Source organism: Shewanella piezotolerans WP3 (genome assembly GCF_000014885.1).
GTDB lineage: Bacteria > Pseudomonadota > Gammaproteobacteria > Enterobacterales > Shewanellaceae > Shewanella > Shewanella piezotolerans.
This window is the reverse complement of record NC_011566.1, coordinates 4,642,944-4,668,202: the sequence shown is the minus strand read 5'-3', so window position 1 is coordinate 4,668,202 and position 25,259 is coordinate 4,642,944. Positions and strand designations below refer to the sequence as shown.

Annotated in this window: 13 protein-coding genes; 10 read left to right on the top strand and 3 right to left on the bottom strand. The window is 44.4% G+C overall.

The window, feature by feature from the left end; genetic code table 11:
• The first annotated feature begins 237 nt into the window (after positions 1 to 237).
• Together SWP_RS19825 and SWP_RS19820 are read left to right on the top strand one after the other, a co-directional pair.
• Entirely contained in the window at positions 238 to 5,532 is a 5,295-nt protein-coding gene (locus SWP_RS19825) for a PAS domain S-box protein (protein WP_044556123.1), read from the top strand.
• A gap of 128 nt (positions 5,533 to 5,660) precedes the next feature.
• Entirely contained in the window at positions 5,661 to 6,677 is a 1,017-nt protein-coding gene (locus SWP_RS19820) for an HD domain-containing phosphohydrolase (protein ID WP_020914428.1), read from the top strand.
• 62 nt (positions 6,678 to 6,739) lie between these two features.
• Here the strand turns inward: SWP_RS19820 and ygfZ are convergent, their stop codons facing one another.
• Together ygfZ and serA are read right to left on the bottom strand one after the other, a co-directional pair.
• A complete protein-coding gene (gene ygfZ / locus SWP_RS19815; protein ID WP_044556122.1) occupies positions 6,740 to 7,711 on the bottom strand; it encodes a tRNA-modifying protein YgfZ in 972 nt (323 codons plus the stop codon).
• A gap of 224 nt (positions 7,712 to 7,935) precedes the next feature.
• Positions 7,936 to 9,165, bottom strand: coding sequence for a phosphoglycerate dehydrogenase (gene serA, locus SWP_RS19810; RefSeq protein ID WP_020914426.1), 1,230 nt, complete (start codon positions 9,163 to 9,165; stop codon positions 7,936 to 7,938).
• Positions 9,166 to 9,627: 462 nt separating this feature from the next.
• Here serA and SWP_RS19805 point away from each other — a divergent pair, with 462 nt between their 5' ends.
• The 6 genes from SWP_RS19805 (at position 9,628) to ushA (ending at position 21,633) form a co-directional block, all read left to right on the top strand.
• Positions 9,628 to 10,245, top strand: a complete 618-nt coding sequence (locus tag SWP_RS19805; protein WP_044556121.1) for a DUF2238 domain-containing protein — start codon at positions 9,628 to 9,630, stop codon at positions 10,243 to 10,245.
• Positions 10,246 to 10,448: 203 nt separating this feature from the next.
• The gene (locus SWP_RS19800) at positions 10,449 to 11,120 is read left to right on the top strand and encodes a helix-turn-helix transcriptional regulator (protein ID WP_020914424.1); all 672 of its coding nucleotides are present in this window, start codon (positions 10,449 to 10,451) and stop codon (positions 11,118 to 11,120) included.
• Positions 11,121 to 12,658: 1,538 nt separating this feature from the next.
• Positions 12,659 to 13,711: a hypothetical protein gene (locus tag SWP_RS19790; protein WP_020914420.1), complete on the top strand. Its 1,053-nt coding sequence runs from the start codon at positions 12,659 to 12,661 to the stop codon at positions 13,709 to 13,711.
• 33 nt (positions 13,712 to 13,744) lie between these two features.
• Positions 13,745 to 17,008, top strand: coding sequence for an ExeM/NucH family extracellular endonuclease (locus tag SWP_RS19785; protein ID WP_020914419.1), 3,264 nt, complete (start codon positions 13,745 to 13,747; stop codon positions 17,006 to 17,008).
• 76 nt (positions 17,009 to 17,084) lie between these two features.
• Positions 17,085 to 19,724, top strand: coding sequence for an endonuclease (locus SWP_RS23235; protein ID WP_020914418.1), 2,640 nt, complete (start codon positions 17,085 to 17,087; stop codon positions 19,722 to 19,724).
• A gap of 166 nt (positions 19,725 to 19,890) precedes the next feature.
• On the top strand, positions 19,891 to 21,633 hold the full coding sequence (gene ushA / locus SWP_RS19775; protein ID WP_020914416.1) for a bifunctional UDP-sugar hydrolase/5'-nucleotidase UshA: 1,743 nt from the start codon (positions 19,891 to 19,893) through the stop codon (positions 21,631 to 21,633).
• A gap of 139 nt (positions 21,634 to 21,772) precedes the next feature.
• On the opposite strand, the gene SWP_RS19770 is transcribed toward ushA, so the two are convergent.
• Positions 21,773 to 22,288 (bottom strand): hypothetical protein, encoded by a 516-nt coding sequence (locus SWP_RS19770; protein WP_020914415.1) that lies wholly within the window; start codon positions 22,286 to 22,288, stop codon positions 21,773 to 21,775.
• Between the two features lie 720 nt (positions 22,289 to 23,008).
• On the opposite strand from SWP_RS19770, the gene SWP_RS19765 reads away from it, so the two are divergent.
• Together SWP_RS19765 and deoD are read left to right on the top strand one after the other, a co-directional pair.
• The gene (locus tag SWP_RS19765; RefSeq protein ID WP_020914414.1) at positions 23,009 to 24,235 is read left to right on the top strand and encodes a NupC/NupG family nucleoside CNT transporter; all 1,227 of its coding nucleotides are present in this window, start codon (positions 23,009 to 23,011) and stop codon (positions 24,233 to 24,235) included.
• Between the two features lie 88 nt (positions 24,236 to 24,323).
• Positions 24,324 to 25,034 carry a purine-nucleoside phosphorylase gene (gene deoD, locus SWP_RS19760; RefSeq protein WP_020914413.1) on the top strand — a complete coding sequence of 237 codons (711 nt, stop codon included), beginning with the start codon at positions 24,324 to 24,326 and terminating at the stop codon, positions 25,032 to 25,034.
• The last annotated feature ends 225 nt before the right edge of the window (positions 25,035 to 25,259 follow it).

Below are 25,259 nucleotides of genomic sequence, written 5' to 3'. Positions count from 1 at the left end.
CTTTATTCAATATTTACTCTCGAGCATGCGAATAACAGTGTATACGCTTAGTGAGAGTATTTGGATCCTTTATCAATAAATCTTATTTGATTGAATTTTAGGTGTTAACTGCCAGTCTTGCCTACACTTATTAACGAGTTCCAATAACCCTATTAAGTCTAATAAAAAACGTTGTCAAAGCAGCGAGATCGATTTTTAGCTGCACTGTACTGCTGATTGACAATAGCCCCGTGGATAATGGAAATGAGTAGACTTCGCACCTTTCGTAGCAGAATTTTATCGCAAATTGCTTTGCCGTTAATTGCAATTATGGCCGCCGTATTTAGCATTAATGCTTGGTTTAACTATCAAGCAGAAAAGCAATACATCTATGAAGACTTGGAGAAGCAAGCGAACAATATTGCCCAGAGGATCCAGTTTTTTCTCAAGTCTGCTGAAACTGATACTCGCTCTGTAGCTGATCTCTTGGGAGAGAATAGCGCTAATGATTTATACGCCAATGCAGCCAAGCTCAACTTACTGCTGACACGCCGACTCGATAGGCACCCCGACTTCTACGGCAGCGCAATTGCTTTTCGAAAGGCGAAAGTACCTGGGCGAGAGTTATTTGCCCCTTATGCATATCGCGATGGTAATAAGATAAATATCATTGACATTGGTGTTGATGGTTACGATTACACCGATGGCAACTGGGATTGGTGGAGTGAAGCAATAAATAACGTCAATGGCTATTGGTCGAGCCCTTACTTTGATGAGGGCGCGGGTAATGCACTGATGATCAGTTACTCACAGCCCTTCGGTAGTTCTCTGCCCTACGATGGTGTCGTTACCGTTGATTTGGCTCTCAATACTCTCCCGCAAATGGTGAATGTAGCGGCGAGCAGAATTGTGGTGATAGATGATAAGGGGCAGCTGGTATACCACGCGAACCCATCGATATTACTGGCGAAAAGCACCGATAAATGGTTAGCGAAGACGGCTAATAATCAACATTTTATTGGCTTGGTAAACAGTAATCAACCTGGTCATAGCCATATTGAAGATAGTCTAGGTGGTAGGTATTTAGCCAGTATAGGGGTGGTACCATCGCTTAATTGGCGGGTCATTATCATGACCTCTGAACAGCATCTGCATAATAATTTCTTATTAGGATTCTCCTCTCTAGCGTTAAATTTACTGTTGATCTCTACCATTTTGTTATTCACCGGTTACCTAACAGCTAGAAGGTTAACTCGTCCCATTGAAGAGCTTGAATCGGGCATCGCTGCGTTTGGTGCTGGTGAAACCAAGCGACTTGATAACCCGAAAGGAGCGGTGAGTGAGCTCATCACATTAACTACCCAGTTTAATGAGATGGCGCAGGCGTTAGAGGAGCGCGAACAAGCTTTATTGGACTCTCGCGGTAATCGTTTTGCGAAGTTAATCGATGGCATGAGTGACAAATCCTTTTATTGCTCTATCGAGCCAGACGGGCAAATTGCGCAAGTCAGTGAAGGGGTTGAGAAGGTGCTCGGTGTTAGCGCAGAGTTGTTGAAGCGTAAGTATCAGAGAATGTTTTCTGATAATGCCATTAATGAGAAAAATTGGCACTATATGGATGACGCGCTGCAAGGCAGGAATGTACCGCCACATCAGGTAGAAATGCTCGACAGCAAAGGTAAGTTACGCCGCTTAGATGTATTTATGCAGCCGTTACTTTCAGATAATCAGGAGTTACTCTCCGTCGAAATGCTCTTTAACGATGTCACAGAGCAATTTTCAGCTGCTGCCTGGTCAAATGCAGTATTGGAGTCTGCGCCAGAGGCAATGCTGATTGTCGATGAGTCAGGGCGGCTGGTATTTACCAATAGCCGCTGCCAGTTGTTGTTTGGTTATGATGAAGCACAGATGTTGGCTATGTCAGTTGATCAGCTCGTCCCCGATTCAATCAGGTCACACCATGCTAGTTTACGTGAGAAGTTCGTATCCGAGGGACGAGACCGTAAAATGGGGCTAGGGATGACGTCAGATCTCATGGCGCTAAACGCTGATGGCTGTGAATTCCCAGTGGAGATCAGTCTCGGCCTGTTACCCGTTGATGCCGATGGTCAGCGCCAAGTAGCAGCCACTGTGCGCGATATGACCGAAGAGCTCAAAATTGCACAGCGTATTAAGGACAGTGAAAACCGTTTTCGCGGCTTAGTGACCAATATCCCTGGAGCCGTCTATCGCACTCGAATTGAAGATACTTGGATAATGGAATATGTCAGTGACAATATAGGAGATATTACCGGTTACCCCGCCGCAGACTTTATTGAAAATAGTAAACGCAGCTTTGCTAGCTTGATTATTGAAGAGGACTTAGCCATTGCCAGTCATGCCATAGAAACTGCATTGGCCGAACAAAGAAGTTTTGAAGTGCAATATCGAATCCAGCATCGAGATGCCAGTATTCACTGGGTGCATGAAAAGGGGAAAGCGATATATGACGAAAACGGTGTGGCTTTGTGGTTTGATGGCAGTATCAACGACATCACTATCAGTAAAGCTGCACAAGAGAAAATAGCCCAATCTCAGCAGCAACTTGAAACCATTACTGAGTCGATCCCGAGTACCGTCTACCAGCTGCATTGGCGATCAAATCGCGATCGCAACTTTACCTTTCTCTCTAGTGCTTGTATTGCCACGCTAGGTTTTCATCGAGATCAAGTCATTGAAAAATTTGATCTGGTCGCTGAGTGCATTATCAACGATGAGCGCACGCATATCATAGAGGCTTTATCTGGGGTGAGTTCATCAGGCTTGAATTGGACTGAAGAGTTTCGCTATCGCCATCCAATGGGAGACATTCGCTGGTTGCAGGCGGGGGCACACGGTAACCAACTTGCCGATGACAGTATTATCTGGAATGGCTACTTGATGGATATTACAGAGCGCAAACAGATCGATAAAGAGCTAGCTAAACGTGAGGCCCACTTCAGAGCATTATTTGATAATGCTGGAATAGGAATTGTAAATGTCGATGAGCGAGGACTGATTCTAGATTGCAATGAGCAATTTAGTCAGTACGTTCAATTATCATCAGATGAGCTCAATGGCAGCTCCTTTTTTGACTATCAGCACCGTGATGACCAACAAACCGCCAAGCAGTTGTTTAGTCAGTTAATGGGAAATGATGATAGCAGCATGACTGCTGAGATCCGCTTGTTGAGTCAGTCTGGCGATGTAATGTGGATGGATTTGACCTTAACAGGCCTTCAAGATAAGCATGGCACGCTCAATTCAGCAGTGCTATCGATGGCAAATATTACCTCATTGAAACAGATCTCTAATGAGCTTAAGCAAGCCAAAGATTCAGCCGATGCTGCCAGTAAAGCAAAGAGCGACTTTTTAGCGAATATGTCCCATGAAATCCGTACGCCAATGAACGCCATTATCGGTATGTCGCAGCTATGCTTGCAAACTGAATTGGACAAGAAGCAGCAAAATTATGTGCAAAAGATTGATAGAGCCTCAAAGTCATTATTAGGAATTATTAATGACATTTTAGACTTTTCAAAAATTGAAGCAGGTAAGCTCGATATCGAATCGGTCTCTTTCCAGCTGGAAACCATGCTAGAAGATCTCAGCGATATGTTCTCGGTTAAAGCTGCCGATAAACAGTTGGAATTGCTATTTGCCGTTGCACCTAATATCCCAAGGCAACTGGAAGGTGACCCGCTGCGATTGTCCCAAGTACTTATTAACCTGATGAACAATGCCGTTAAATTCACTGACCAAGGAGAAGTATTGCTGTCTATCAGCCAACTTGAACGCGTAGACGACGCGATCACCCTACGTTTTAGTGTGCGTGATAACGGCATTGGCTTGACCGAAGACCAGCGCAACAAGCTATTTAAATCATTCAGTCAAGCTGACACTTCCACCACACGTAAATACGGTGGAACTGGGCTTGGGCTTGCAATCTGTAAACAGCTAGTGGAGTTAATGGGAGGGGAAATTGGTGTCGAGAGTCAATTCGGCAACGGCAGCACCTTCTTCTTCACCGTTAAGTTTAAAGTGGCAGACAATAAACTAATAAAGGCCGGGCAAGAGTTAGAAGGGATGCGAATTTTAGTCGCTGATGACAATGCCACTGCGCGAGATATTTTGCGCACCACGCTTGAAAGTATGGGCTTTGAGGTTGATACCGTTAAAAGTGGCGCTCAAGCCGTAGAGCGCTGTAAAACAACCCAATATCCCGTTGCGCTAATTGATTGGTTAATGCCTGAAATGAACGGCTTGGAAACCTCAGCGGCAATTATAGCTAATAGTGAAACGCCGCCAAAAATCTTAATCGTCTCCGCTCACGCAAATACCGAACTGACCGATCATATCGAGGGTAGCGGTATCGCAGGCTATATCACTAAGCCTATCAGTGCTTCACGTCTACTCGATGGCATCATGTCATCACTGGGGAAAAATGGTGCCATACCAGTGCGTCGTACAGGTGTTGAGGTGAACCAGAAATTGCTGACTCAACTGAAAGGCAAACGTATTTTGCTGGTGGAAGATAATGAGATGAACCAAGAGGTTGCCACTGAGTTTCTTGAGCAAGTCGGCATTACGCTGTCGATTGCTGATAACGGTCAAATTGCACTTGAAAAATTAGCAACACAGACATTTGATCTTGTATTAATGGATTGCCAAATGCCTGTGATGGATGGCTACCAAGCCACGCAAGCGCTGCGTAAAATACCTGAGTTATCTGACCTCCCTGTTATCGCTATGACAGCAAACGCAATGGCGGGTGATAAAGAGATGTGTCTGCGTGTCGGCATGAATGACCATATTGCCAAGCCAATAGAAGTATCACTGCTATATACCACTTTGTTGGAGTATCTCGGTGATGAGAAGGAGCAGGTTTTGGCCAATGATTTAGCCAATAGTAATACAGAAGCTGCGGTACTATTTTGGCCGCAACATGATGAGCTTGATGTTGATAAAGGCTTGCAGTTAGTGCAGAACTCGGTGCGCCTTTACAGAAGAATATTTGAACGTTTCTATACTGGGCAGATACATACAGCCAAGCAGATAGAGTTGGCATTAAGCCAAGATAAAGTTGAGGATGCAATTCGCTATGCACATACATTAAAAGGGATCTCCGGCAACCTATGTGCTCCGCGATTAGTTGAAGTCGCTAAAGTCATTGAAGCTCAATTAACTGCTGACAGTAATGTTGATATTACTGCTGAAATTGACGAACTAAAACAGCTAATAGAAGTGATATGTCAGGCTATTTCAGAGTGGATGACACAATTAAATTTGCCAGAATCTGCAGTGCCAGCGGCTGAGGATATCAAAGTTCTGTCTGCCGCAGAGTTAAAGGTCGCAATTGCAGAGTTGCTGGTCATGTTAGAGGAAGCTGACTCGGACGCCGTTGAAAAAATGGAAGAGATTAAAGCTCAGGTTGCCGCTGATATGTGGCACAAAATGAATCCGGCACTGGCAATGATTAATGGCTATCAATTTGATGATGCAGCAGAGCTTATTAAGTCGCTATTTGAGATTTGATACTTTTATTTGAGCTTGCTAATAGTAAAAATTTTGGCGTATCCAAATGCGCGGTAGTCCTAAAGCTGACTATACTTAAAAGCAATTAATCCCAAAATAGATCCCTAACAGAAAGGAGACTTGGTTTGATGGATAAGGCCACTATTTTAGTTGTGGATGACACCCCAGAAAACATCGATATTTTGGTGGGGATTTTAAGTAGTGATTACAAAATTAGAGTGGCGATCGATGGCCCAAAAGCGTTAGCGCTGGCACAGAAAAGTACGCCCGATATTATTTTACTTGATGTGATGATGCCGGGGATGAATGGCTATGAGGTTTGCGAACGTTTAAAGCAAGATCCGCTTACCTGTCATATTCCAGTTATTTTTGTTACCGCTCTGGCTGAAACAGCCGATGAAACCCAAGGTTTTGCTCTTGGGGCTGTTGATTACATTACTAAGCCTGTAAGTGCACCAGTGGTGCAAGCTCGAGTTAAAACACACCTGGCGCTTTACGATCAAAAACGGCTCCTAGAACAGCAAGTAAAAGAGCGTACCAAAGAGCTAGAGGAGACTCGATTTGAGATCATCAGACGCTTAGGCCGAGCCGCAGAATATAAAGATAATGAAACTGGGTTACATGTTGTCAGAATGAGTCTTTATGCGCGTTTATTAGCGATACAGTCGGGGTTGCCTGACAAGTATTGTGAGTTAATCTATAACGCCGCACCTATGCATGATATTGGTAAAATAGGTACGCCAGACTCTATCTTGAAAAAGCCTGCGAAGTTGGATGAGCCTGAATGGGACGAAATGCAACGCCATGCCGAAATTGGTGCCGAAATTATTGGTGACCATCACGATCCATTACTGGAGATGGCGAGACGGATTGCGCTGAGTCACCATGAGAAGTGGGATGGCAGTGGTTACCCATTTGGGGTGTCAGGTCAAGATATCCCAATCGAAGGGCGTATTGTGGCCATCGCCGATGTATTTGATGCGCTAACATCAATTCGTCCTTATAAAAAGGCATGGACAGTCGCCGATACCATGGCACTCATAGAGAGTGAATCTGGTAAGCATTTTGATCCTGAATTAGTAGAGCATTTTAAGCAGATAGTGGATGAAGTGACGAAAATCCGTGATAAGCATCATGAGACTTAAGCTGAATACTATCCACAAAAAAGGCGCTCAATGAGCGCCTTTTAAAATAAATTGACCGATTATTACTCACTATCTTCTAGAGAGTAGGGCAGTTCAATTATGTGTAATTGTGATGCTTCATCGCCAGCAATTCTTAAGCTTGCGTCTAGCGGTGTATCATTGGCAAGTACAGCGGTAAATAGTACTTGTTGCTCACGCTGGACGCTTTCAATAATGGTGCCTGCACGGCGGAACCCCGCTCCCTCACCTAATGCTATCTCTAACACGCTTTCATCAGTCAATACTGCAGAGACAGTGCCACTAACGATATAGAGGGCGCGTTTATTGCCACCGCGGTACTTCATGCGAGCAATAGTCTCTTGCCCCATATAGCAACCCTTATTGAAGCTGATACCATCGATCGCTTGTAGATTACACATCTGTGGCACGAACTGCGCACTATGGGCTGCACCAATGTTAGGGTAGCCGGCGAGAGTTTCTAATGCCTGCCATGCTGTTGCATCAAAAAGGCTAACATCAGCAAGTAGGTTTGCGGTATCGACTTTACTCTGCTCTATAACAACAATAAAACGGTCGTTATCTTGAATGACCATGCCGTTATCGATGAGCGTTAACTCAGCATTTAGCTCACCAAACTTTGCCGTTAACCAACTTGCTGCTTGCTCACCAGCAACCCCTAGAATTAACCATTGCTCGCTAACATCTGTGAGCTCAGCTTTGCTAAACACTGCATATTTCTGTAGTTGCGGTAGATCTAGTGCCAATGTTTGCTTTGGCATCAGCATAAATAGGGTGTCGCCTTTGGCAAAGGTCCTAAATGTTGCCAACATCTTTCCTTTAGGATCGCAGTGAGCGCCCCATCGCCATTGCTCGGCTTCTAGTGAGCTAATATCTGTAGTGACTTGGCCATGGATAAAGCTACGACCTTGTTCACCAGTTACTGACATTAAACCAAGATGAGACAGATGAGATACCATTAAGGCAGGTTGCTGTCCGTTTAAAGGCCAGTTCGGCTGAGAAGTTGACAAGGTCATGAGCGAGTCCAAGAGTTTAATCAGAAGAGCGATGATTGTACCGCTAATCAATGGCGGCGAAAAGTTGCATACCTCAACTTTATCAAAACTATCCTTAAACGGGTTAAAACTAACTGCTTGAAATAAAGAAAGGGAATTGTTGGCAGTGATTTTCTGACAATAATAAGGCCGCTAAATGATATTAAGCGGCCTTTAGTTTCTATCGAGCATGGATAGGTGTCAATTTAGTGCAGTAATCGAGTTCTGATCGTGCCTTCAATCGCTTGCATCTCTGTTAGCGCTTCATCGGCTTTATCTGAATCAACTTCCATCACCACATAACCAATTTCTGCTGTTGTTTGCAGGTATTGCGCGGCAATGTTGATCCCTTTCTCTGCAAATGCCAAGTTAATTTGGATTAGAATTCCCGGTCTATTGCGGTGAATATGTAACAGTCGTGAGGTTCCTGAATGTTGTGCTAAAGACACTTCAGGGAAGTTAACGGCAGTCATGGTCGAACCATTATCTGAGTACTTAGCGAGCTTACCAGCAACTTCGATACCGATGTTTTCTTGAGCCTCAGCCGTACTACCACCAACATGTGGAGTCAGCAGCACGTTATCCAGTCCACGTAGCGGGCTAATAAACTCATCGCTGTTAGACTTAGGCTCTACTGGGAAGACATCAATGGCAGCGCCTGCTAAATGCTGCTCTTTTAAAGAGGCAGCAAGGGCGTCAATATCGACCACTGTGCCACGAGAAGCATTAATCAATATGCTGCCTTTACGCATACAAGCCAGCTCAGCGTGGGCAATCATCTCTTTTGTTTGCGGTGTTTCTGGCACATGCAGACTGACTACGTCAGCCAAAGACATTAACTGTTCCATGGAGTGAACCTGCTGTGCATTACCCAGTGGCAGTTTGTCTTCAATATCGAAGAAGATAACGCGCATACCTAAGGTCTCTGCTAAGATCCCTAATTGGGTACCAATATGGCCATAACCAATCACCCCAAGGGTTTTTCCACGGGCTTCATAGCTACCAGCGGCACTTTTGAGCCAGCCACCACGGTGCGCCATCGCGTTACGCTGTGGGATCCCACGCAGTAACATGATGATCTCGCCAAGCACTAGTTCAGCTACACTTCGTGTATTAGAAAAAGGAGCGTTGAAAACTGGAACTCCCAGTTTTTCTGCTGCTGCCAGACTCACTTGATTGGTGCCAATACAGAAACAACCTATCCCGACAAGTTTTTCTGCTTGAGTTAATACTGTTTCAGTCAGTTGGGTACGGGAGCGAATACCGACAAAATGAGCATCTTTAATTGAAGAGAGTAGTGCCTCTTCGCTCAAAGCAGCTTTATGGTACTCAATATTGGTATAACCCGCTCGTTCGAATACATCTACCGCAGATTGGTGGACGCCTTCCAACAGCAGGATTTTAATCTTATCCTTGTCCAGCGAGTGTTTCGCCATGATTTATGTACCCTTTTGGTTTATTTGTATTTTTTATACCGCGCGTCACAGTTGAGACGACTAAATTCAAGCGTTAGCGTGGTTTCGGTATAGACTGTCAATTAATATACCTAAACCACCAGAAGATACTTTTTGTAGAGCACTAGTATTAGCTTAATTCCAAGTGCATTACCGGGGAGTTGTTGCTCCTTGCTGTGATAATGCAACAACGAAGTTAAGTAACGCAAGGCGTTCATTGCGAGGTTTTAACCTACTTCATAGTTTGTATTTGATTCCGGTAAGAGGCTAGCTATTACCAGTAATCAATGACTTGGCTAAAGTTTGTTTAACTTCCACACAATTCTATAACTTCAGGTAGTCTGGGTTTAAACAAAGTAGCACTTTTTTTGCTCGCTGTGGAGGGCTAGATGGCTAAAGTGTTTATTCTAAATTTAGAACAATATCTTATATGGGGGAGATATTTTGAATAAAAGCGTTTTATGGCTAGTTATATTTTTCGTAGTGCTAGTTTGGTCTGCTATTGGACCTAAAGATCAGTTCACTTGGTTTTTAGAGGTTTTGCCTGCACTAATCGCATTACCTTTACTTGCTTTTACTCGTAAAAGTTTTCCACTTACGGGGTTGGCTTACATCTTAATTCTAATTCACTGCGTGATCTTAATGGTGGGTGGTCATTATACTTATGCAGAAGTACCTTTGTTTGATTGGATAGCTGAATGGACAGGAGGCAGCCGGAATAACTATGACAAAGTCGGTCACTTAGCCCAAGGTTTCGTGCCTGTCCTATTGGCTCGCGAAGTGTTTATTCGTCTAAGCGTGGTCAAATTGGGGGCTTGGTGTAACTTTTTAGCGGTGTGTTTTACTTTGGCATTTTCAGCTTTTTATGAGCTGATAGAGTGGTGGGTTGCAGAACTTACAGGTGAAGATGCAGAAGCGTTTTTAGGTACCCAAGGATACATTTGGGATACCCAATCAGATATGGCAATGGCATTGGTCGGTGCCATATTTGCAATCGTGTTATTGAGCCGCTATCAAGATAAATTAATTGCGTTGAAGATGAATCTTAAAAATAAGCAGTGATTTTTAGATGAAAACGCTAAAAATAGCAGTAAAGTTAATGATTGTACTGTTGTTGATAACAAGTTTTCATCTCGCATACTTTATTACTAGGCCAAGTCTATGTAGACTGGCTTAGTCTGCTTTTTGACAGCAGCTATTTTGCTAAGAACAGCATGTTATTAAGCGTTGAATGGATTAAGCGAAACTTTTCAGGGAGAGAAGTGATGAATAATAGTGATGAAGTAGTTTTTCTTCATCAGGTGACGGCACCTTGCCACCTGGCCATGCTAGCGGAATCAATAGGGTTGAAGACGCGGGTTATTTCGGATATTGAGCAGTTAGAAGCGAGCAATGATCCATGCTGCTTTTATCTAATTTCCCAACAAGGTGCAGCTGTTGACTGTAATGGGATCCCTCTGGTGGCAGCGCAATTGGTCAAGCATGTGCCTGTGGCGCTTTACGATGTAACAAAAGATTCGCTAGATGAGGAGTCAGCGCTACTCTTGGGGGTTAGAGGTTTACTTTTTTCTGATCAGCGGATGGATCTACAGCTCACGGGCTTGCGAAAAATACTAGCAGATGAACTTTGGTATGATAGAACCTTAATAAGTCGAGTTTTTCGTCAATTAGTCAGCCAAATTGAAACGCCATTGCAGCTATCAACTGAAGGTTCTGAATCCTTCCAGCAGTTAACTCGTCGAGAAAAAACGATTATTCAATTGGTTTCTAGCGGTGCTCGTAATAAAGAGATTGCTGAAGGCTTGTGCATTAGTGAACATACAGTCAAAGCGCATATCTCATCTATTTTCAGAAAAACCCATGCCCGTAATCGTGTTGAATTATTACGTTGGGCGGAGCCGTTTCAGAATCAGCTAAACCTCCACAGCGCTGTTTAGGTATTGCCAAGTAGCTAGGCCAAATTAAACGACCTACGGGTCGTTTTTTTAGTTATGGGCTTTAATACCAATCAGTATAAAGATTTGATCGCTCAGCGAGAGTTTAGCGACTTTGAGGTAAGGTCATTAAATGCTCCTGCATTAATGACATTCACCACATCCATGTGGTTAGCAATGAATGAAGAGCATAGTTATTCTACGTTCAAATTCATTAACGCAGCATCAAAGCCGCTAAAACTCGCCTTATAGGAGTGTTTTTGGCTTGCTACTTCTGCGTTGAATAAACTCATAAAGGAATAACCATTATGTCATTACTCACTTTGAATTAGCCGGCCTTGAATTAGCGTGCCAAAAACGCTCTGAGTAGATCAACTTCTTATACTGATTGGTATAACACTATTCGCATGAAGTATTCACTCGGTGGGGAATTTAAAGTGCTGAAGGTAAGGCCTGTATTTTCTCCTCGGTAATAGCTCCTGCGTTACTCTACTTCTTATATCCATATGATCGTGCAATATAGTCATTCTTCATATTTTTGTGACTTGGAGAAATATAAAGCTAATCGTTATTCTCGGCTCGGGTACCCTCGATATTACTCCTTTATTATTCTAGATTAAGTTACGTATTTCCTACATCTGACCGCCAAGGAAGCTGGGAATGTCTATATCAATCCCAGTAAGTAAGTGATCTAATACCAATTGCATTAAAAGTTTGACCATTCAGCGTTTTGCCAATTTGTTTAACCTCAGCCGCACTACGTGAGCCCCTCAGTCTTTCCACTTCTGCTTTGCATTGGCTTAAAAGGGAATAACCATTTCTTTACCAATGCGCTTTGAATTGAAAAGGCTGAGGGGCTCTGAACTGGTCAAATACTTAATGCAATTGGTATAAAATCCTATAGTAAGGATTCTCTTCGCATCAAGCGCTGTTCTGCAGCTTTCCATTAACATTAGCCTCCTATAGAGAGCACTCAAGCACTCAATTTCGACTTTTTATTGGCTTAAATCAGCCTGCTTGATGTGATCTTGGCTTGGCGAAAACGGCAATAGTCAGTCATTTAAAAGGTAAGAGTCCACCTAGCTAGATCAAATAACTAAAAAAGCAATTTATTTTAGTCAAAAAAATTCACGTTTACACCTGCTCACGACTCGACACTGTTCTTTGTTAACTGTTTGATTTAAATGTTTGTTTAGTCGGCTTTGCAACCACTGTTCGTGCTGGTGGTCATTTTATCCTTATATTACAGTTAGTTACTGTGATCAAATGTGACGAAACCTCCTTTTTTGTTGCGGAACTCTGTAACAATCGCTACGCACGTTAATAGAAAATAGCGGCATTATTATAAAAATGGGGTTGAATGTATGCACTATGTAACTAAGAGGTCGGCGGTTTTGTCATCGATTTCGTCATCGTTTTCACCATCTAATTTTCCCGCTACCTGAGCAGCTAGCAGCTTAAGGTACAACTAATAAACATTTTTAATTTTGGGTTCGGCCTTCAATAAAAGGCTGACAAATTACTAATCGGAAGTAACAGAAATGTTAAATAAATCAACAATTGCAATCGCTATCGTCGCTATGTTTAGTGCCGGTTCAGTGAACGCTGTAATACTAGATGGTGACAGTCAAGGCGACCACGTTCGCTTATATGGCGAAGTGGGTGTAGGTGGGCATTTTGATACCCATGCAGAGTATAACCACGATGAGTTCTACGACACTAAAGGCTATGTAGATGATAGCTTTGCGACTATGGGCGTAACGGGTCAACGTGAAAAATTCACTTATCGTCTTGAACTTGATTACCAACGCCGTAATTGGCTAGGCGGAGATGGTGAATTTGAATTAGCTATCGACAAATTATACGTAGGTTATCGCTTAACTGAGCAGCAGTGGGTAGAGCTAGGCTTGACCGACACAGCCTTTGACGATTACGACCACTTTGGTGACTTCACATTCAACAAGTCCGTTGAAACCGGTGAAGCCGGTGACCAAGAGAATACCGTTAAGTACCAAGCCAAGTTCGAGCATCTTGTTACCGGCGTTTCTTACTCATACAACGGTGAGCACAAAAGTGGTGCACTACAAGGTGACATTATTAACGGCTATGCAGGCTGGATGACTGATCTGCTGTCTGTCGTAGTTGGCTTAGAAACTCGTGGTGGCTCTAACGGTGTTAGTAAATATGGTGAGCAGCAACAGATAGGTTTAGGCGTACGCCTTAAATTGATGCAAGAGTTCTCTATTGGTGTCAATGGCTTTATAGAAGATGAAGACTTATCTACACGCAAGAGCGGCGATGTACACCTAGATTATCAGACCTTCCGCAACCAGGGATTAACGGTAAGCGCTAAGTACGACCTGAATGAACATTGGGAAATCATCAGCTCCGTAAACCACGAAGAGTACGAAGGTTGGGATCTTATCAGTCCTAACTATGACTACTCTGACCTGCCACCTGAGTATGGAAAAGAACGTCGATGGGCAAGCTTAGGCTTCAACTATCGCCCAGCTCGCGACATCGTGGTGTCTCTAGAAGGCCGTGTCGGGGAAGCCCCTGAAGCTGGTTACGCATACGTTCGTATGTACTTTTAGTCCTAATTAAATTCAACTTTTATAGAGTTTACTATGAAAAAAAGTTTCCTATCGCTGGCTATTGCCAGCACAATCAGCATGGGCGCCTTCGCTGGCGTTGAAGACCTGCTGATCACCGAAATGACCCAAAGTTCTGATGCTAGTGTGGGATCTGTTGAGATCACTAACACTGGTTCTGACGCCTTTACTTTTACTGCTGACATTACCGCTTTCCAACGCTCTAGCGGTAAGTACGACAATGAGTTGCTTAACGCTGATGCTAAGCCATTGTTGACCGGCGAAACGCTTGCTGCTGGTGCTTCTCTAGTGCTAGTCAATAGTCGAGCGACCGAAGAGTTTCGCAATGCGATTGAGACTCAAGGTGGCACAGTTGTAATCTCCACATATGACAGCAGTAACAAGTACAATAACTTGTACATGACCAGTGATGACGGTTTTTTCCTGAAAAATGGTGATACCGTTATCGATCGTGTTGGCGCTGTGAACGACAATAGCAAGTGGGCGCCTAACACCACTTTGCGTCGCAAGAAAACTGCTGATGGCAACAATCCTGCTCAATCAGGAACTTTCGATGCGACTCAGTGGCAGAACATTTTACCAATGCGGTTTGATGATCTAGGTAAGTCAGAGCTACCTGCTGCTGATGCAGAAGACATCATGGACATCTTCACTTGTCCAACTGATAAGAATGAGATCATGTCTCCTAGCGAAGTTCAAGGCACAGGCTTTACCTCGCCTCTGATTGCTGCTGGTGAAACGGAATCCGCTGAGAAAATTGCTGTAGAGGGGATTATTTCCGCTAAGGTGTCTATCCCTAACGAGGGGTTCTATCTTCGCAATTTTGCCCCTGATAACAACCCAGAGACCTCCGATGGCATCTTCGTTAGTACAAGTGCAGCAGGTGATCTTAAGGTTGGTCAAACTATTTGTATCGGCAGTAAAGTTGTTGAGTTTGAAGGCCAGACACAGCTATCGGCCGATACAGCATTTGGCTGGAACGTTACTGATACTAATATCGTAACCGAGCCAACGGATATTCAGGTCATCAGCTCAGACAATGGTTCTTTCGATAAGACCTTAGAGCGTTACGAAGGTATGTTGGTTAATTTGCCGGAGGATTTGGACCCTAGTACTCCTAGCGAAGAAGCTAAAGAGGATATGCGTATTACTCGCAGCTTCAGCTACAACTATCTTTTAAGTAGCAAAGGGCATAACCGTAACAACATGGTTGCTGCTTATAAGCGTCCTAACTTGCAGCCTAACCATTTGCATGTTGCCGGAAGCCCTGAGTCGAAGGCGGCTTATGAGCAAAACAATGACTATCGTTTAGTGATTGAAAGCTCGCCTAAATCAGGCGGTACAGATTTACCTTATTACGCTGGCTTTAACAGTGATCCACACACTAACTATATCCGTATCGACGATAGCCTCGTTAACGCGCAAGGTGTGATCAGCCAATATGAAACTGAGTTGATCCCAGGAACGGATAAGTTTGATCAGGACTACAGCCTGACTATAACCAACCAGTTGACTAGCGACAACTTCATCCACAACTTACCGCGTACTGATGAACCGGATTTGAATGACACTGTGGCGGAAGATGATTTTGCTATCCGCATTTCTAGTCAAAACCTGTTTAACTTCTTTAACTCTCCTTTTGGTGGCGACAATAACAACTTTGGTCAGAGCCGAGGCGCAGACAGCTACGATGAATACATTAACCAGAGAACTAAGCTGGTAGAAATTATTCGTGCTCAGGATGCTGATGTCATGGCCCTAATGGAGATTGAGAATAACGGGTTTGGCGATGCCAGTGCGATTGCTGAGATTGTTAACCAGGTCAATGTCCAGTATGTGGATGAGCGAGCACAAGACTATAACGGTCCTAACTCAACAGAGAACCGTTATGTGTTTGTTGGTTTTGACAATAATGGTAATCAAATGCTGGATAACCTAGACGCTATTGGTTCTGATGCCATTGCGACAGGTATCATATATCGCCCAAGCAAGATGAGCATTGAACGTACTCGCGTTATTCCTATGCCTCAGCAGAAAGCACCCACCATAGTGAATGACTTAGGTGAGGTGATCAAAGATCAGAATCAGGAAATTCTAGAGAACGGTCAGAACTACCACCGTGACGCTCTGGTTGTAACCTTTATCGTTAACCAAACAGGCAAGCGCCTGACGCTAGCTGTAAATCACCTTAAGTCAAAAGGCTCTACTTGTTGGGAAGAGTGGCAAGGTGTTGAGTTTGGCAATGCCACGACTTGGAACAACCGTACTGCACCAGATCTGGACTACCAAGGGTCTTGTGCCGAGTTCCGCGTAGCTGGCGCCGTACACTTAGGTGAAGAGATGGAAGACGTTCTCGGGGATAAGATTATCCTTGGTGATTTGAACGCTTATGGTAAAGAAGATCCTGTATTAGTTCTTACCGAGAATCCACGCAACAAGACGATCGTTACCGCTAGCCACACTTTCCTTGGACCTAAGCCTCAATTTAACGAAGATGGTTCGCCAGCCACTATCACTAAGACTTATGGCTACATCGACATCGTCGGTGAAAAGTTCGAGGATAATGGCAAAACGCCTTGGAGTTACTCTTTCAGTGACGAAATAGGTTCGTTGGATCACATCTTGATCTCACCTTCACTGAAAGATCGCGTGATTGATGCGACTGACTGGCATGTAAATGCGGCTGAGACCGGCCTGTATGACTACCAAAACCGCTTTAAAGGTAGCATCGACGGTACTGGAACGCATAAGTTCTATAAAGCAGACATCTATCGCGCGTCGGATCACGATCCAGCACTGATTACCCTTAGCTATAAGCCTGGTGATGCGGATGCTAACGTGCCTCTGAACTTGCCAAAACTGAGAAAGCTAATCAAGGTTCCTTACCAAATCCCAACGGGTGTTTCTGCTCAAGTTGGTGATGTAGCGACCGTCAATATGACTCCTACGAATGACGAAGAGCGCTTAGATTTGAGCCAAATGGTGCTGCCTAATGTGGTTATTTCTAATGACGCAACAGCTTTGGTTAATTTCGAAGTCTTTGGTGCGCCATCAGCTATCTACAACGTTAGCGTAAGCCTACAGCGTGATGGCCAAATTGTAGAAGGGTCTAAGCAAACGTTCAAAGCGAAGGTATCTAACCGAGACTCTTTGATTGCGGACATTGTAGAAGAAGAAATCGATCACACTGGCGGTGATGGCAGTGCTGGTAGCACTGGCTTCATCAGCTTGTTATCCCTGTTCGGACTTGCAGCTATGCGCCGTCGTCTTCGCAAATAAGCGTTGTTCTCGACAATGAAGCGCGCTGCCCTTAGGCAGTGCGCTTCCCATCAAAGATTCAAAAAGAGATACGATTATGAGAATTAAAATGAATGCAGTTGCTGCGGCCACTGCTATGGTTTTGGGCACTCTATCTACAGCTGCTAATGCTAATTTAGTTATTACTGAGTACATAGAAGGTAGCAGCAACAATAAAGCCCTTGAGATTTCTAATGTCGGCACCAGCTCCATTGACCTAGATGCCGCAGACTACAAATTACGCCGCTATAACAACGGTGGAACTGAGGCTGGCGCAACGGAAGCGTTAACTGGTAGCCTTGCCAGTGGTGAGAGCATTATCTTCCACAATGGCGGCGCAGCAGATGAATTTAAAAAGGGAACTGAGTCTACCATTACCTATTTCAACGGTGATGACACGCTGGTACTGACTAAGGATGATGTGGTTATTGACCGTTTTGGTAAACTGGGCGAAGACCCTGGTTCTGCTTGGACTGATCCAAATAACGCTGACTTCTCTAGTGCTAATAAAACGTTACGTCGCAAAGCCAGTGTTACCACAGGTGATACCGATGCCGCAGCAGCATTCCCAAGCGGTGACCAATGGCTCGTGTTTGATACAGATACTGCTGATGGTCTTGGTTGTGCTGGTGAAGGAGCTTGTAGCTCAGAAGCGACTCCTGGTGTATTGCTGCTTACCGAATACATCGAAGGGAGTAGCAACAATAAAGCGATTGAGATTTCCAACGTTGGTGGCACTGCCATCGATTTAGATGCCAATGTTTATAAGTTGACGTTATTTGGCAATGGCAAAACAGAGCCAGGTAATACTGAGACCCTAACAGGCACGTTAGAGCCTGGAAATAGTCTAGTGTTCCATAACTCTGGTGCAGCAGACGCGTTTAAATTCGGTAACGCTTCAACCGTAACATACTTTAACGGTGATGATGCCTTAGTATTAACTAAAGACGATGTGGTTATCGATCGCTTTGGTAAGCGTGGTGAAGATCCTGGTTCTGCTTGGACAGATCCAAATGACGCAAACTTCTCTACCGCAAATAAAACTCTACGTCGTAAAGACAGTGTCACCGCCGGTGATACTGTGGCCGAAGCTGATTTCCCTGGGACTAACAATCAATGGGCAGTATTTGATGTTGACACCGCTGACGGCCTTGGTTGTGCTGGTGAGAGCGCCTGCGATGGTTCAGTAACACCTCCAGAACCAGAGCCAGAAACTGGTCCTTGTACTGGTTGTGAGACACTGACTCCAGTTGCCGATCCGACTACGTTTAATGCTGAGATCTATTACTCAGATGTACTCAGTGGCGAATTTGCTAATGCAGAAGAGCTTAAGAATGCCCTGTCTGCCATTATTGCCAAGGATCACAAGTATCTGACCTATAAGCAGGTTTGGAGTACATTGACTTACGCTGATCAGGATCCCACCGACGATAAGAAAGTTATTGAGATCTACACTGGCGCATCTATTTCCAAATATGACAACCAGACTAGTGGTAGCGGCGCGGGTAAGTGGAACCGTGAGCACGTCTGGGCTAAGAGCCATGGCTTCCCGAGCGACTCGCAGTGGGGCTATACCGATGCTCATCACCTGCGTCCTTCAGATCCTGGAATTAACACCGCGCGAAGCAACAATGACTTTGGTGCATGTAGCGACACGGGTGAAGAAGTACTATTCAATGGTGTTGGTACAGGTAACTACCTGAACAAAACTACCGACTGCTGGGAGCCTCGTGATGAGGTGAAAGGCGATGTTGCTCGTATGATCATGTATATGGATACGCGTTATCAAGGTACTGATACTGCGACAACTAATATGCCAGATCTAATCGCAGTCGATCGTTTAACGACTACTGCTGAGGATAGCGAGCCGCTGATCGGTACGCTTTGTACTCTGTATGCATGGAATAAGTTAGATGCTGTAGATACTTACGAGCAGAATCGTAACAACCAAGTCTATAAATATCAGGGTAACCGTAACCCATTCATTGACCGTCCAGAGTTAGTGCAAGAAGTATACGGTGCAGTCTGTGGTGACGATCCAAACCCTAGCTTGGTCGTTGAAGGCGATATCGTTACGCCTGAGAGTGTCACTGAAGGTACTGCATACACCATCGATGCGTCTGCAATCACAGCTGGTGAAGGTGTTGCGCTTACTTATAAGTGGGAGCAGGTTGTCGGTGAAGAGAAGACCGTTGTTGGTGACGAGGCTATATTGTCTCTGACTGCACCAACGATTAAAGCCGATGAAACTTTGAACTTTATGGTGACTCTGAGCGACGGTACTTTGGAAACAACCAAAGCCGTTAGCTTGGTCGTGACCAATGTTCCTCTAACTCTTGAAGTGACATTTGCTGGTAACACCAAGTTGACTGAAGGTGATAAAACGTCTATCACAGCGACTGTTGCTGACGCTCCAGAAGGTACTCGCTACAGCTGGAAACAAGTATCAGGAAGCACGGCTGAGTTTACTGCAACAGGTCTGACACTTGATGTCACTTCACCTAGCGTAAGCATTGATCAGGTTCTTGTTTTCGAGCTTACGGCTACTGTTGGCGAAGAAAGCTTCAGTCAGTCTGTTAGCATTGAGGTGAAGAACACGGAAGAAGCGGGTTGGACTAAGCCTGATGGGGCGGGTAGTTTAGGTGGTCTTATGACACTGCTACTACCGCTCATGTGGTGGCGTCGCCGCCAAGGCTAGCCAATAGCTAAGCCTATAAAAAAGCAGCACCGGGATCGCTCTGGGTGCTGCTTTTTTTACTGTACAGCCGTTGGCCTATGTCTCATTTTGACGCCTGCTCACGCAGTGAGAGGCTGGTCAATAAAGCTAGTGGCACGGTATATCTGTCTAATATTGAAGGGTTATTATGAATACTTCACTCCGTCCTTCTCGTCTGCTTCTAACTGGTTCAGCTATTGCTCTTGCGTTGGTATTGAGTGGCTGTGGTAAGAAAAAGGTGGAAGAAGCGCCTAAAGCGCCAAAGGTGACTGCATCTGCTGCCTGTATCGCTGCAGGAGGTGATTGTAAGCGCTTCACCTTGCTCCATACCAATGATCATCATGGCCGTTTTTGGCATAGTAAAAACGGTGGCTATGGTATGGCTGCGCGGAAAACCATCCTTGATGAGATCCGCAAAGAGGTGGTTGAACAGGGAGGCCAGGTTTTGCTGCTCTCAGGTGGCGATATCAATACAGGCGTTCCTGAGTCTGATCTTCAAGACGCCGAGCCAGATTTTATCGGCATGAACCACCTTGGTTATGACGCCATGGCCGTGGGTAACCATGAGTTTGATAATCCTTCAACTGTGATGGACAAGCAGAGAAGTTGGTCAAAATTTCCTTGGTTATCTGCCAACATCTATCGCCAGGTTGATGGTGAATGGCAACGCTACTTTGAGCCTTACAAGGTGTTTGAGGTGCAAGGCTTAAAATTAGCCGTAGTTGGTCTTACAACCGAGCATACGGCAGAAATCGGTAATCCAGAGTATGTTGAAGGTTTCAAATTTACCTCTGCTCAAGATGAGGCGAAACAGACTTTGGCAGAGCTTGAGCAGAAGCATCATCCAGATCTAGTCTTTGGTCTCACCCATATGGGCCACTATGAAAATGGCAATCATGGTAGTAACGCTCCAGGTGATGTTGCCTTAGCGCGTAGCTTAGAGCCTGGTCAGATTCAGGCAATCATAGGCGGTCATTCACAACTGCCTGTGTGTATGGAAGGGAACACGGGTGAATACGTAGAAAAATATGCTCGAGATGAGCCTTGTAAGCCCGACCGTCAAAATGGCACTTGGATAATGCAAGCCTATGAGTGGGGTAAATTCATAGGCCGTGCCGATTTTGAATACTACGATGACGAGCTCCACCTAGCAAGTTACGAGCTGGTTCCTGTCAACACTGAAAGCAAGTATGGTTTCATGCTGCATTCTTCGATGCTAACCCCCAAGGACCCAGAAACTCTTGAGCTACTACGTCCTTATCAGCGCAAGGGACAGGTACAGCTGAGAGAAGAGATCGGTGTTGCAAAAGCGGATTTCATCGGTAAGCGTAAGGTGGTTCGTTACCAAGCGACGCCTTTAGGGATAATGATAGCCCACGCTCAAACTCAGCTCCCTGTGCCGGCGGATTTCGGCATCATGAACTCAGGCGGTATTCGTGCCAGCATAAAAGAAGGACCGATTCGATATCGTGATGTACTTAAGGTGCAGCCTTTTTCTAACAGTGTGACAGTCACTGAGATGAATGGTGATGAACTGAAAAAGTACTTATCTAAGGTGGCGCTTAAAACTCGAGGTTCAGGAGGCTTTGCTCATTTCAGTGGCATCAAGATGACTGTTGACTGTAAAGCGAAAGATGTCGACATCAAGATGGTTGGTGACAAGCCTTTCAAGCTAACGGATAAATATCGATTTACCCTTCCAAGCTACAATGCTGCGGGTGGGAACAAGTATCCCAAGTTGAAGGAAAAGGCTAGAGACACAGGCTTTATTGATGCAGACATGCTTTATCAATTCATCAAAAAACATGACTCGCTTGATCCCATTGACTACGACACCGTGAAAGATGTCCGTTATATCAACTCTCGAAATTCTGATGGTTGCGGCGGCTAAATCACCTAAGAGGTGATAGAGGTTTAGTGAATATTCTAGGCCTACTGATGCTATCACTAGTTAGGTTGCTTTGTAGTCAATATTGAGGTCGTGGAAGTAAAAAACCACCTGACTCTAGGTGGTTTTTTGCATTACACTGCTATTTGAAACTAGGTTGACCGTCAGGTTGGCCATCTCGTCCATCATTACGATCTCCTAGGTTATCTCTACAGTGTGAAACCCAAATTCGACGCTCTTCCATGCGGCAGTTATACTGTTCGGTATCTTGTTGCTGTGTTGTGTAATGAGTTTGGCTGGACAGCCTTACATTGAGCCTAATTTGTGGAGGCGGGTTATCCCCTGGATTATGGTAACGATATTCAGGATCGTCTATCCATACTCCAATTGATTGCTCACATTGAGTGTGACCGACTTTATTTATTTTGATTACTTCTGTTTGCCCCGGAGGCGGACCACGGTAATTAGGATCATTAAACTCATATTCACAAAGAGTCTTAGGGGCATCTACCATTACTGTACGAATATCACACACTTGCTCCTCATATACTCGCCAATGGCCAGGCCCTTGATCAGGATTGGTGTTACATTGCTGTGGCGCGGCGAGTGTGGCGGTTGAGATAAAACTCAACAAGCCTAAAGCTAATATTTTTTTCATGTAAAATCCTTTTCATTACCTATGTTTATGTAGAGTCTGTGACTTTGCAGCTGCCTAATGTTCTGCCTATCAGAATGAGGCAATACCCAATCCTTCAATGTTAAAATTGTATATTGAATTCAATGCTGCTCTACGGCATAAACTATCATTTGTAGCTGGGCTGTCAACGAAGCAAACGCTATTTAAAACTTTCTACTGATAACAATTAATTAACATTGTTAATTTAAAGAATTGAACAATGTTAAAGGTGATTGATGCCTCGCTGTAGTGAGAATAAGGGTTATGAATTGTTGAATTCTCGTTTTTTAATGTTCAGTTAAAGATATTAAGGCAAATTAAACAGGCTAAACTAAGTAAAATAGCAGCTAGTGATGGAAATTAGTCAATAAGGACCATAATCCATTGTTTTAAAATTACAGTTGTGTAGGTTTTTGATCGTATTTTGCTCGGTGATAGCTTCATTCTAATCGAGCCTATCAGTGCTTGCTCCCTTAGTTTTTGTTAGTTATAACGCATGTTGGTAGGGTTTTGGTTGTAATTTCGTTGAGCTCTCGTGGTGTTTTTGTTTGTTTCTTTTGTGTGTTTTCCGCTTCTTGCTTCCATTCTAGATTTACTTGGTAAAAGTCGCACTTTTGTTGTGAATTTTCGGTCTAATTCCTTGCAGCAAATTAGCTCCTGTATACACTGCGTCCATATTAAGATTTGTTGAGTTAAAAATGTATGGAAGTTTTCATCAGTTTGTTCGGTATGCTCTGTTTAATAGGGCTTGCAGTTGCACTTTCAGAAAATCGTAAAGCCATTAACGTTCGTACCGTGCTTGGCGCGCTAGCATTTCAGATCGCCTTTGGCGCATTTGTGATGTACCTCCCTATGGGTCAAGCCATGTTAGATGGTGCTTCAAGTGGAGTGATGCATGTTATCAATTATGCTAACGAAGGTTTAAAGTTCCTATTTGGTGGATTAGCCACTTTTAGCCTAGGATTTATCTTCGTGATCAACGTGTTATGCGTAGTGGTATTTATCAGCTCTCTTATTGCAGTGCTGTATTACTTAGGCATTATGCAGCTGATTATTGGTGTGATTGGTGGCGGTTTATCAAAGTTACTTGGCACTAGCCGCGCGGAGTCACTCTCCGCGACCGCGAACATCTTCGTTGGACCCATTGAAGCGCCATCAATGGTTCGGCCGTTCGTTAAGCATATGACACGCTCAGAGTTATTTGCAGTCATGACTGGCGGGTTAGCCTCTGTGGCTGGCGGTACCATGATTGGCTACATTCAGATGGGTGTGGATGTTAAATATGTTTTGACTGCTGCCTTCATGACGGCTCCTGCGGGACTTCTATTTGCCAAGTTAATGTGGCCAGAAACAGAAAAGCCAGTAAATGACATTAAGAAAGTTCTTGATGAGCAAACTGATAAGCCTGCCAATGTGATTGATGCTGCTGCTGGTGGCGCTGCAATGGGGCTGCAGCAAGTACTCAGTGTATCGGCGTTATTGCTTGCTTTTGTTGGTCTTATCGCACTTGTGAATGGTTTTATTGGCGGTATTGGCGGCTGGTTTGGCTTCGAGGAGCTGACCATGCAAGCGATATTGGGCTACATTCTTGCGCCACTTGCGTGGGTGATGGGTGTGCCTTGGAGTGAAGCGGTTCAGGCTGCATCATTCATCGGTCAAAAGATGGTAATTAACGAATTCGTCGCCTATATAGATTTTCTAAAAGTCCAAGATCAACTGTCTGAGAAAACACAGATTATTATCAGTTTTGCCTTATGTGGCTTTGCCAATATAGGTTCGCTTGCGATGGTGATGGGCGGTTTAGCGGCGCTTTGTCCTGAGCGTAGACATGATTTAAGTGAGCTCGGCATGAAGGCACTCATTGGCGCGGCACTGGCAAACTTAATGAGCGGCACAATCGCAGGTTTGCTATTTAGCATCGCGGGATAATTTAAAACAGAGATTGTAAACCTAACTAGGATTTTGGTGTGCTTGCTGAGGGGTCAACAAGCACCTAATTGATACAAAAGGAAAGACTATGACACCACATATTAATGCCGAAGCTGGCGCATTTGCTAAAACCGTACTTATGCCAGGCGATCCATTGCGCGCTAAGTACATAGCTGACAACTTTCTAGATAATGCCGTGCTAGTGACTGATGTTCGAAACATGCTGGGTTATACCGGTGAGTACAAAGGCAAACGTATTTCAGTGATGGGATCAGGAATGGGGATCCCATCGGTCTCTATTTATGCCAAAGAGTTGATTACTGAATATGGCGTCGAGAACATTATTCGTATTGGTTCATGTGGCGCTGTCAGTGACAAAATTAAGCTGATGGATGTGGTAATGGCAATGGGCGCAAGCACAGACTCTGCCGTTAACAGAACTCGCTTTGCTAATACCGATTTTGCCATGATTGCCGATTTCAACTTGCTGAAACGCGCCACTGACTCAGCAGAAAAACTAGGTACTAACTACCATGTCGGAAATCTTTATTCATCGGATTTATTCTATAGCAGCGATGAACAGCGTTACGACTTGATGGAGAAATACGGCATCTTGGGCGTTGAGATGGAAGCTGCAGGTCTTTATGGTGTGGCGACTGAATTTGGCGCTAACGCATTGGCGATGATGACGGTAACGGATCATCTGCGTCAGGGTTTACATTTAACTGCCGAAGAGCGTCAGCAAACATTGAATGAGATGATTAAGCTGACCCTTGATGCAGTAGAAGACTTACTTTAATAGCGCTGTACCTTTTTGGGCTTAATAGAGAGTTAAGCCAAGACTGATAATGTGTAGTGATATAACTCTTTACCCTATGGCGTGCGATTAGGCACACAAGTTGAACGTGAAAACGTGACAGCACCTAATATTAAGCCTAATCGCGCGCCAATTCTTCCAAGTTCGCTGCTGTATGTCTCGCTGCTATTCGTTAAAAAACACAATCTGCACTCATCTTACCTGTTT

Excerpts from the sequence above, each read along its gene's own strand:
- SWP_RS19825 (WP_044556123.1), top strand. The coding sequence starts at position 238 with ATGGAAATGAGTAGACTTCGCACCTTTCGTAGCAGAATTTTATCGCAA.
- SWP_RS19820 (WP_020914428.1), top strand. The coding sequence starts at position 5,661 with ATGGATAAGGCCACTATTTTAGTTGTGGATGACACCCCAGAAAACATC.
- deoD (WP_020914413.1), top strand. The coding sequence starts at position 24,324 with ATGACACCACATATTAATGCCGAAGCTGGCGCATTTGCTAAAACCGTA.
- serA (WP_020914426.1), bottom strand. The coding sequence starts at position 9,165 with ATGGCGAAACACTCGCTGGACAAGGATAAGATTAAAATCCTGCTGTTG.
- SWP_RS19785 (WP_020914419.1), top strand. The coding sequence starts at position 13,745 with ATGAAAAAAAGTTTCCTATCGCTGGCTATTGCCAGCACAATCAGCATG.
- SWP_RS19800 (WP_020914424.1), top strand. The coding sequence starts at position 10,449 with ATGAATAATAGTGATGAAGTAGTTTTTCTTCATCAGGTGACGGCACCT.
- SWP_RS19770 (WP_020914415.1), bottom strand. The coding sequence starts at position 22,288 with ATGAAAAAAATATTAGCTTTAGGCTTGTTGAGTTTTATCTCAACCGCC.
- SWP_RS19765 (WP_020914414.1), top strand. The coding sequence starts at position 23,009 with ATGGAAGTTTTCATCAGTTTGTTCGGTATGCTCTGTTTAATAGGGCTT.
- ushA (WP_020914416.1), top strand. The coding sequence starts at position 19,891 with ATGAATACTTCACTCCGTCCTTCTCGTCTGCTTCTAACTGGTTCAGCT.
- SWP_RS19790 (WP_020914420.1), top strand. The coding sequence starts at position 12,659 with ATGTTAAATAAATCAACAATTGCAATCGCTATCGTCGCTATGTTTAGT.
- SWP_RS23235 (WP_020914418.1), top strand. The coding sequence starts at position 17,085 with ATGAGAATTAAAATGAATGCAGTTGCTGCGGCCACTGCTATGGTTTTG.
- ygfZ (WP_044556122.1), bottom strand. The coding sequence starts at position 7,711 with ATGACCTTGTCAACTTCTCAGCCGAACTGGCCTTTAAACGGACAGCAA.